The sequence below is a fragment of the Thermoflexus sp. genome, assembly GCF_042408365.1.
In the GTDB taxonomy this organism is placed as follows: Bacteria; Chloroflexota; Anaerolineae; order Thermoflexales; family Thermoflexaceae; genus Thermoflexus.
Genome location: NZ_JBHOQJ010000235.1, coordinates 1 through 9,512 on the forward strand (window position 1 = coordinate 1; position 9,512 = coordinate 9,512).

Annotated in this window: 8 protein-coding genes; 6 read left to right on the plus strand and 2 right to left on the minus strand. The window is 63.4% G+C overall.

The window, feature by feature from the left end; all coding sequences use genetic code 11:
- Together ACFMO5_RS10870 and ACFMO5_RS10875 are read left to right on the plus strand one after the other, a co-directional pair.
- The coding region (locus ACFMO5_RS10870; protein WP_376792774.1) for an alpha/beta hydrolase at nucleotides 1–254 on the plus strand (254 nt) is incomplete at its 5' end.
- Between the two features lie 408 nt (nucleotides 255–662).
- A complete protein-coding gene (locus tag ACFMO5_RS10875; RefSeq protein ID WP_376792775.1) occupies nucleotides 663–2,735 on the plus strand; it encodes a helicase-related protein in 2,073 nt (690 codons plus the stop codon).
- Nucleotides 2,736–3,053: 318 nt separating this feature from the next.
- Here the strand turns inward: ACFMO5_RS10875 and rfbB are convergent, their stop codons facing one another.
- Nucleotides 3,054–4,094, minus strand: coding sequence for a dTDP-glucose 4,6-dehydratase (gene rfbB / locus ACFMO5_RS10880; protein WP_376792776.1), 1,041 nt, complete (start codon nucleotides 4,092–4,094; stop codon nucleotides 3,054–3,056).
- Between the two features lie 566 nt (nucleotides 4,095–4,660).
- Here rfbB and dnaA point away from each other — a divergent pair.
- From dnaA to ACFMO5_RS10900, 4 genes are all read left to right on the plus strand, one after another.
- Nucleotides 4,661–6,004, plus strand: coding sequence for a chromosomal replication initiator protein DnaA (gene dnaA, locus ACFMO5_RS10885; protein WP_376792777.1), 1,344 nt, complete (start codon nucleotides 4,661–4,663; stop codon nucleotides 6,002–6,004).
- Between the two features lie 639 nt (nucleotides 6,005–6,643).
- Entirely contained in the window at nucleotides 6,644–7,471 is an 828-nt protein-coding gene (locus tag ACFMO5_RS10890) for a ComEC/Rec2 family competence protein (RefSeq protein WP_376792778.1), read from the plus strand.
- A 4-nt stretch (nucleotides 7,472–7,475) separates the two neighbouring features.
- Nucleotides 7,476–7,673, plus strand: coding sequence for a ComEC/Rec2 family competence protein (locus ACFMO5_RS10895; RefSeq protein ID WP_376792779.1), 198 nt, complete (start codon nucleotides 7,476–7,478; stop codon nucleotides 7,671–7,673).
- Between the two features lie 97 nt (nucleotides 7,674–7,770).
- The gene (locus tag ACFMO5_RS10900) at nucleotides 7,771–8,475 is read left to right on the plus strand and encodes a hypothetical protein (RefSeq protein WP_376792780.1); all 705 of its coding nucleotides are present in this window, start codon (nucleotides 7,771–7,773) and stop codon (nucleotides 8,473–8,475) included.
- A gap of 44 nt (nucleotides 8,476–8,519) precedes the next feature.
- Here ACFMO5_RS10900 and ACFMO5_RS10905 read toward each other — a convergent pair whose 3' ends face one another.
- Entirely contained in the window at nucleotides 8,520–9,401 is an 882-nt protein-coding gene (locus ACFMO5_RS10905) for a class I SAM-dependent methyltransferase (RefSeq protein WP_376792781.1), read from the minus strand.
- Between the last annotated feature and the right edge of the window lie 111 nt (nucleotides 9,402–9,512).

The window sequence follows — 9,512 nt, forward strand, 5'->3', positions numbered from 1 at the left end:
TCAGCGGATTCCTGCTCGAATCCCCCGATTCTATAAAGCCCCCTTCCCAGTTGGGCTTTCCGGTTTTTATCGCCCATGGCCTCCACGATCCCCTGGTCCCCATCGAACGCGCTCGTCAGCTGTGCGAGCAATTGAAGCGCTTGGGGGCGGAAACGACGTGCATCGAGCATGCAGGGGGCCATAAAACCGATGCGGAAGCTTGGCGCGCATTTAAAGCATGGTTAAGCCGGATAGCCCACCCACAGATCGAATAAGAGAGTAAAATCCCTCCGGGAGACGAGCCCGTTGTTCGTAAAGGCCCGTTCTGGGCCTGACGCATCAAACAGGCACCGAAGCGCCTTACTACGAACGAAAACCTGCTCGTAGCAGGGCGCTTGGCAAGTTTAAAAAATGAACCCCCTATGGGGGTTTGGGGGGCCTCCCGTTTCCCTCACGGCGTATCCTCAGCGTGGAATGTTCGGGTTAATTTGTTAAATTTCATGAGCGTCCGTCTTCTTCTTGCTAACACAAGTTACAGGCCTCCGGTTCGATCCGACGTTCGATGGCGGGAAGAGCCCTTCACAATTCGGCGAATGAAGGCCCGCTCTGAGTCTGACGTATCGGACGGGCACCAAGGCACTCAACGTGCCCATCGAAAACGCTTTACCTAAGAAAGGGGGCTTATGGAGCGTCGTGGGAAATCCGCCGTGCGAACGATGTATCTGGTCAAAGGCCCACCGGGATCCGGGAAATCCACCGTGGTGCCATTCCTCTTGGCCGCCTGGGCCGACAAGCCGGCCATGGTGGCGGTTCCCACCCGGGCGGCGGCGATCTCCCTGGCATGGTATGTGAACCACCGGACCCGGGATGGGATCTACGAGCTGCCGCCCGATCTGCACCCCGATGTCTATCGGTTCGCCGGTGGGCATCAGCTGATCCTACGAGGGCGCGTCGGATACGCCGTGCGAGGCAGCCACACGCTGCCCTACGGGATGTTGGACGTGCACGTGGCCTACGTGACCACGGGGATCATGATCCAATACATCCTCAGCCAGGGCCTCTCAGAGATCTTCCCGATTGTGGATGAGATCCACCTCCGCCAGATGGAGGGCGATCTGGCTTTCGCCCTGATTCTTAAGGAAGGCCGCTCGTTCGCTGTGATGTCGGCCACCTTAGAGCAAGTGGAGGAGCGGATCGCCCGCATCGCTCGACGGTTCGGATACGAGATTGTGGAGATCGAGCTCCCGGCCCCGCAATACCCCATCCGGGTCATCGAGTGGCCCGTCCGCTTCCCCGTCCGGGTGGATCAGCCCGCCCAGGTGGTCTTAAAGGCCCTCCGCCGCTACCGCCACCTGAAATTCCAGGGGACCGAGGTGGAGATCCGGGGGGATGAGCTCCGAATCGCTCACTTAGGGATCCCCCTCCATGCCTTGATCTTCATGCCTGGGGTTCGGGAGATCGAGGCCACGGTGGAGACGCTGCGATCGGAGTTCCGCAACGAGGTGATCTCCCTCTACGGGGCGATGGCCGTGAGCGAGCAGGAGGCGGTGGTGGAGAAGGCCGCCGACCGCAGCGAGACGCGGATCTTTGTGAGCACCGAGCTGGCTGGGGTCTCCCTGACCATGAACGCCGGCCTGGTGCTGGATCTCGGGTTGGTGCGTCGGAGCGAGTCGGATGCGCGAGGGTTCGTGCGGCTGCCGGTGGTGGCGATCTCCCAGGCGGAGGCCGCCCAGCGGGCCGGGCGCGCCGGGCGGACCGCGCCGGGGATCTGTATCCGATGTTTTCGGAAGGAGGAACTGCGGGAGGTGGCGCGGCCCCCGGAGACCCTCCGCTCCTCGCCGGAGCGGATCGTACTGGTGGGCGCAGCGCTAAGGCTTGGGGTGCGGGAGCTTCCCCTGCCCGATCCGCCCTCCCGGGAGGCTGTGGAGGAGGCGACACGCCTATTGCGGCGACTCGAGGCGCTGGATCACCGAGGGCAGATCACTCCACGAGGCTATCAGATCCTGGAACTGGGCCTCCCAGCCCGCTTGGCCATTCCCCTGCTCACCGCCCAGGCGGTTGGGGAGTCGGAGGAGATCTTCGACAGCTTGATCGCCGCTGTATCCCTCCTCGCGGTCGGCCGCCCCTGGCGCTTGCCCGGCTACGGACCCCCGCCGAACCGTCAGGGGGATCTAAACGCCGCCCTCGGGGCCCTGATTCGCTATATGCAGCGCTATGCCCAAGATCCCTCGGCGGCCGCTGAGGAAGCGCGGGCCCTTGGGTTCGCAGACCGCGTCCTGGATGAGGCGGCGAACATCTATCTACCAGATCTGCGATCGCGGATGCGGTTGCTCTTCGCGGAGGAACCCGGCGGTTGGGACCGCTCGATCCCCGAACAGGTGGATGAGCGGCGGCTGGCCGGCTATCTGGCCACCGGTTTCCCGGACATGGTCGGGCTGGTGGATTGGAAGCGGCGAACCCTGGAGACGCCCGATGTGTTCTGCTGGATCGGGCGCGATTCGGGGTTCTGGCGGGCCTACGAAGAAGAGCGCCCCCCGCTGGCCATCGCCCTCTCGGGCACCTTCTCCGCCGAGGGCGCGCGGATCGCGACCGCTTTGATCCCGGTGGATCCGGAGGATCTCATCCGACTGGGGATCGCCCGGGTCAGGGATCGGCGCACCGTGCGCGTTCGGGGCCATGTTCACGAAGAGGTGCTGCTGTTGTGGCGAGGGGTCGAGCGGACGATGGCGGTTCGCATGATCATCGAACCCGAGTAGGGGCAGGCCTTGTGCCTGGTCCACGGGGCACCCCTTGGAGGTGCCCTCACGAAATGATGGGCACGCTGCCTTTTGCGCCGGTTGGAAATCGGCCTTCTTAGGGGCTTTCGCGCCAGGCGTCCACCTTCGTGGACGTCTTCTGAAAGGACGGCGCAGGCCATCCCTCGGCCCAAGGCCCGAAGAGGCCGACTGGTGAAGTTTAAATTTTAGGGGGGAGAAAGGAGGGTGAGGCCCCCATTTCTCTCACGGCGTATCCTCAGCGTGGAATGTGCAGATTAATCTGTTAAATTTCATCAGTCGACGAAAAGGCCCCGGGGTTCACGAAATGAACGCGGGCCGGCTTTGAGCCAGGCGCTCCGCATACTGACGGCGGTAGTATTCTCGGTATTCCCCCGACTTAATCCTGCGCCACCACCACTCATTCTCCACATACCAGCGCACCGTCTTCTCCAGCGCCTCATCCAGCGTATGCCGGCTGCGCCAACCCAGGGCCAGGATCTTCGAGATATCCAAGGCATAACGCCGATCGTGCCCCGGCCGGTCCGGCACCAGACGGATCAGCGAATACGGCTTGCCCAGGAGGTCCAAGATCTTCTTCGCCACCTCGATGTTCGGCGTCGAAATCCCTGTCCCCAGATTGTAGATCTCCCCCGGTGTCCCCTTTCGCAGGACCAGATCGATGCCCTCACAATGGTCGAGCACATACTGGTAGTCTCTCATCTGTTGCCCATCCCCGTAAACAGGAAGCGGCTCATCATCGATGGCGTTGGTGATACACAGGGGAACGAATTTCTCAGGATACTGATAAGGGCCGATGTTATTGGAACCTCGGGTGATCGTCACAGGAACCCCGAAGCTTGTGTAATAGGCCAGACAGAGGAGATCCGCCCCCGCCTTGCTGGCGGAATAGGGGCTGCGCGGCTTCAGCGGATCCTCCTCCGTGGAGGCGCCTTCTAACACCTCGCCGTAAACCTCGTCGGTGGAGACCTGGTGGTAGCGTAGCCCAAAGATCCGGGCCGCCTCTAACAGCACGTAGGTCCCGAAGACGTCGGTCTGGACGAAGCTGCCTGGCTCCATCAGCGAACGGTCCACGTGAGATTCGGCGGCGAAGTTGATAATGGCTTCGATCCGATGGGTACGGATGGCCTCATGCACTGCTTGCGCATCGCAGATGTCGCCACGGACAAAGGCATAGCGACCGCGGAACCGCTCCGCCACATCTTTCAGGTTGTCCAAGTTCCCTGCATAGGTCAGCTTGTCATAAACCAACACATATGCATCGGGATATGTCTCCAGGGTCCAGCGTACAAAGTTGGAGCCGATGAATCCAGCCCCGCCGGTGATCATCAGCCGCTTCACATCTGCCTCCTTCAGAAAGTGATACACCTGCTGGGGCCCTCCATGGCCCTCTCTGGATTATAACCACAATCGCGAACTTTGAGGGGTCCGAACCTGGAGCGACGGCCAAACCTTGCTCGATTGCAATGGATGTGGAGAAATCTGTGAATAACCCCAGCCCTTGAAAGAGATGGTTGCGGACAACGGGCCCAGGGCTGGGGATTACTGGATGAAAAGGTGTGGAAAACTCTGTGGAAAACCGGAAGGTTAAGATAGCCCTCATGGGATTGCCTGCAGCGCCCACCCCGCGTAGAATCGTAAGGGCACCCTTTGAGGAGTTTAAGGGGCACGCTGTCCAAGCGCTGCTTGGACAGCGAACAAGGTTTTCAAGGCCTCGCGGCTCGAGCTTCTTCATTAAGACGAAGGGTAGAACTCTCCCAACATGGGGTTTCGGGAGCCGTAAAACAGCCTTCAGTGACCTCCCAGAGTGATCGCTTCCTCAATAGTCCATCAAGCAGTAACGAATCGGATCGGCGGGCGCCACGGATTATGGCTCGTGTATTGCGATGAGATGGAGGATGAAAAAGATGACAACCATCGGAAATCCGAATGAGCTCTGGCAAACCGTCTTGAACGAGCTCCAGTGGCAGATCCCCAAGCCGACCTTCGAGACCTGGGTGAAGGGGACACAGGTGGTTTCTGTGCAAGGGGATACGTTCGTTATCGGCGTTCGCAGCGCCTACGCGCGGGACTGGCTGGAGCACCGGCTGCGGACAGTGATCACCCGCACGCTGGCGGGTGTGGTGGGGCGGCCGGTCGCGGTGGACTTCGTGGTGTATGAGAACGGCCGTCTCCAATCCTCCGCCCCCAATCCAGGCGATGAGGACGCAGCGGCCGCTTCCCCGTGGATGCAACGGCTGAACCCCCGTTACACCTTCGAGACCTTCGTCGTGGGCCCCAGCAACCGGCTGGCCCATGCAGCTGCGCTCGCGGTGGCGGAGCGGCCCGCTCAGACGTACAACCCGCTCTTCATCTATGGCGGCGTAGGGCTGGGCAAGACCCACCTGCTGCACGCCATCGGCCATATCTGCGTGCGCAAGGGCCTGCGGGTTCTTTACGTCTCATCCGAGGAGTTCACCAACGACCTGATCAACGCCATCCGGGCTCAGACCACCGACCAGTTCCGGGACAAATACCGCTCCATCGACATTCTCCTGATCGACGACATCCAGTTTATCGCCGGGAAGGAAAGCACCCAGGAGGAGTTCTTCCACACCTTCAACACCCTCCATAGCAACGGCAAGCAGCTGGTGATCTCCAGCGACCGGCCGCCCCGGGCGCTGGTGACCTTGGAGGAGCGCCTCCGTTCCCGCTTCGAGTGGGGCCTCATCGCCGACATCCAACCCCCCGATCTGGAGACCCGCATCGCCATCCTGCGGGCGAAGGCGGAAGGACTGGCCGTCCATGTGCCGGACGACGTCATGGAGTTCATCGCCCGACAGATCCAGAGCAACATCCGAGAGCTGGAGGGCGCCCTCAATCGAGTGGTGGCCTACGCCCAGCTGATGGGCCTTCCCTTGACGATGGAAGTCGCCACCAGCGCCCTCGCGGATTTGCTCCCCCGACGCAAATCCATCTCCATCGACCGCATTATCGAAGTGGTGGCCGACTTCTACGGGGTTCCCGCCGAGGCACTGCGGGGCCCGCGCCGGAACAAGGAGCTGGTTTACCCCCGCCAGGTGGCGATGTATCTGGCGCGGGAGGAGACGGGCGCCTCGCTGCCCCAGATCGGCGAGGCCTTCGGCGGGCGGGATCACACCACGGTGCTCTATGGCATCGAGAAGGTGCAGAGCGAGTTAGAACACAACGAACGCCTCCGCCGAGAGATCATGGCCCTCCGGGAACGGCTTTACAAAGAGGAAAAAGCATAGTCCATCTCTGCCCTCTCTCTCCCCCACGGTCCCCTGAAGCCCGACGGTCGTATTGCAGGCGCGTGGCTTTACATCTCTTTTGAGGAGTTGCGCGAGCGTGGAGTACTGCTCGGATGGGGACTTGGGGAATCCGAGGGCGCAGCCGTGCAAGGGACCGGCGGCGGTGCGGGGAGTCTGGACGGAGGAAGCGCGATAGCAACATCCAGGCGTCACGCAGATTCAGGAATTGAACGACTCGGCTTATCTGCCCATGGTGCTGTGCAATCGCTGAAGGCGTAACCGCTATAATCCCATCCCTCGTGCCCCTTCCAAAACCATGGCCCTATCTTCCCAAGCGCAGAAACCTGTCATGCCGGATCTGCGCGGCGCTCCGCTCTTCCTGCCCGCGCTGGCATGGACTGCGGGCCTGCTCTGCGCTCGCCTCGCTCTCCCCCAGGAACCCCTCTTCCCTCGCTGGACCTGATTCTTCGCCCTTTGGCCCCCCCTCTCACGATGCGATGGGCCTTAGGGCATCGCCCACCGGCCCAACGCTTCTCCCTCCTCGGCGGGATCCGTTGGACTGTGCGCCCCACCCCTACCCTGCCCGCCTCCGTGGCCGCTGCCGTAGCCAATGGCACAGAAATCCAGGTGGAGGGTGCGGTGGTGGAGGATCCGATCGAACGAGGCGCGGGATCTCGGTTCCGGCTCCGCCCGGATGGAGGGACCGGCCTCCTCCAAGTGGATCCCACGGAAGGACGGCCGGCATATAGGGATCGGATCCGGGTGAGAGGCCGAGCCGGTCGATCGCCAATTCACCCCGAGGTCGACCTGCGGGCGGTCCTGGCCCGACAAGGGGTGCTGGGCCAGTTCCGAGCGCATGAATGGGCCCGTGTGCGAACCGGCGAAGGCAATCCCTTGTTGCAGTGGCTTTACCGCGCCCGTCACCATATGCGAGCACGCTTGCGGGAGATCCCGCCAGACCCCGAGGCCAGGCTGCTCATCGGCATCCTCTTGGGGGACGAAAGCGGCATCCCCCGGTCCGTGGAACAGGCCCTTGCCCGCTCGGGCCTCAGCCATATCGTCCCGATCTCCGGCTACAGCATCACCCTGCTCACCGCCCTCTCCCTCGCGATGTTTACTCGACTGCTGGGGCGATGGGCAGCCCTCTGGGTGACGCTCCGGATGGTCCCTGTTTACACGCTTTTTGTGGGTGCCTCGGCTTCGGTCGTGCGCGCAGCCATCATAGGGGCGCTCACCGGGATTGCCTGGACGCTGGGGCGGAGCAACGACGCCCTGAACGCCCTGGGCCTCTCGGCCTTCCCAATGACCCTCTGGGAGCCAACGGCGCTGGAGGCCATCGGTTTCCAGCTTCGCAGCGACCTTGGGGTTGCTCTTCCTGGCCCCGCTGCTGGAACGCTGGGCGCAAGCCGCGTTGGCCCGATGGTTCCGGGATCCCGAGGCCGTCGCGTTGATGGACTGAATTCGTGAGGCCTTGCGGGTCTCCCCAGCGGCCCAGCTCGCGACCGTTCCGCTGATGCCCTATCACTTCCGGGAACTCTCCCTCATCGCCCCTCTCGCCAACCTCCTGGCGCTCCCAATGCAACCCTTCGTGATGGCCTTGGGGATCCCAGCAGCCCTGGGCCGCAGCGCTCATCGGCCGCTTCGCCGCGCCCCTGGGCTGGGCCGTTGAGTGGCCGCTGGCTTGGGCGGTGCGCGTCGCCGATTTAACCGCCCGCTGGCCACGGTTCGGGTGGCGCCGGGCTATGTAGAGGGAACGCTGGTCTTTTATGGAGGTGTCCTGGGGTTCCTGCTCCTTCGTGCTTATGGCCTTTCCCCAACGGATTTGGCAATCCGCGCGGTGGGGGCTGATCGGGGCGCTCAGCGGCATCGCCTTCACCTATCTGCCGGACAACCGGATGAAGCTGGTTCTCTTTGAGGGGGGAAGCGCCCTTCTGCTGGAGACCCCAGAAGGGCACCGAGCGCTGTGGCTGTCTGGCGATCGAGCTCTCCCGTCAGGGGAGCTGGGGCGCTGGCTGGGGCCTTTCGATCGGCACTTGGATCCGGTCATTGCAGAGGGAGAGGCGGCGACACGAGGGGGAGCATGGCTCCAAGCGCACTATCCCGTGCGCCATATCTTGGGCGGAGAGAGCCCCTTCCCCCGCGGGCTACAGGCTGAGATGGGTGGCGTGAGGCTTCGGGCGATCCCGGGAGGGTGGACCATGGGGAGCAGCCGGCAACGGGCGCTGATCACCCGCTATCGGATGGTCGAAAAAGGGACCTCCGCGGATCCGGTGATCGCGCTGAAGGACGAGCGCCAAGGGCTGGCCGCGGCCCAGCAGGCGAACGCGTGGGGGCTCCTCGTGGGCGGGGCACCCGCGGGCAGGGCGGCCGGGGCGGTCTCAGGCCCGCGCCACGGGTGGCATGCCCAGGATCGCCGATGGATCGCGGCTTGGACCGATGGCGAAATCTGGCGGATCGGTCTGGGCCCGTGATCTTTCGGAGGGCGCGTCGTCGCAGCGGCCCACGCCCGTTCCATTTACAGCGGGCGCATGAGATACAGCGAGCCCTGCCGGGGCCAGCGGTGGCCGTTGGGACAAGCCACGGCTTCCTCCTCCTCGACGGCAGGCTGGCAGCAGGCGGGACAACGCCAGAGACCCTCCCCCGCTGGACCTTCCCGTGAATCCACCTCCGCTTGGACGAACACGCTGGGGGTCAGCTTCCAGAGGGCCCCGATGTCCTGAATCCAGCCGTCCATCCGCGCTAGCCATGAAGCTGGGATCAGACGCTTGAGCCACGGATGCCGGAAGTGCGAGACCGCCCGCTCCCGGCGGATTCGAAAGCCAGCCTCCTCCAGACGCTCCCGCATCCATGCCGGATGGAAATCAAAGTGGAGCGGAGCGAACTCCACCGGCTCCCGAGCGAAGGGTGACCATGACTGGGCGCCGATCACATAGCGGAAGATGGCCTTGAGATGACGCTTGTTGGCGAACTCCAGAATGAAGACCCCGCCCGGCCGCAGGGCCTCCCGAATCTCTTGGAGAGCCCGGGGGACATCCTGAACGTGGTGGATCACCCGGACCATCACCACAGTGTCCAAGACGCTTGGCTGAAAGGGCAAGTGGTAAAGATCCGCCACCACGAACCGAAAGCGTGGGTCGTGGCCCCACCGGCGCCGCGCGGCCTCCACCTGCGTTCGGGCGTAATCCAGGAGATAAATCTCCTCATAGCCGGTGTAGAGATCGGCCAGGCGGCCGAATCCTGCACCGATCTCCACCAGCCGATGGCCTCGGGGAGGCAACAGCGCCCGCAGGGCGATCCGCTCGGCCAGATCCTCATAGGCCCGATTGGCACCCCAGAAAGCTTCGTAGTCTGTTCCCTCATAGTTGCAAATCGAAGGCCCGCTGGGCAGCTCCTCCATCTTTCCCTCGCTGATTTCGGAGTGGTCCTGCGGGGGTTTGGGGGCCGCCATCGGCGGCCCTCAGCCCCCGATGGCTCCTCCCCCCCTTTCTTCTTCCTCCGCGGACCAAAG

Excerpts from the sequence above, each read along its gene's own strand:
- ACFMO5_RS10875 (WP_376792775.1), top strand. The coding sequence starts at position 663 with ATGGAGCGTCGTGGGAAATCCGCCGTGCGAACGATGTATCTGGTCAAA.
- dnaA (WP_376792777.1), top strand. The coding sequence starts at position 4,661 with ATGACAACCATCGGAAATCCGAATGAGCTCTGGCAAACCGTCTTGAAC.
- ACFMO5_RS10900 (WP_376792780.1), top strand. The coding sequence starts at position 7,771 with ATGGAGGTGTCCTGGGGTTCCTGCTCCTTCGTGCTTATGGCCTTTCCC.
- ACFMO5_RS10905 (WP_376792781.1), bottom strand. The coding sequence starts at position 9,401 with ATGGAGGAGCTGCCCAGCGGGCCTTCGATTTGCAACTATGAGGGAACA.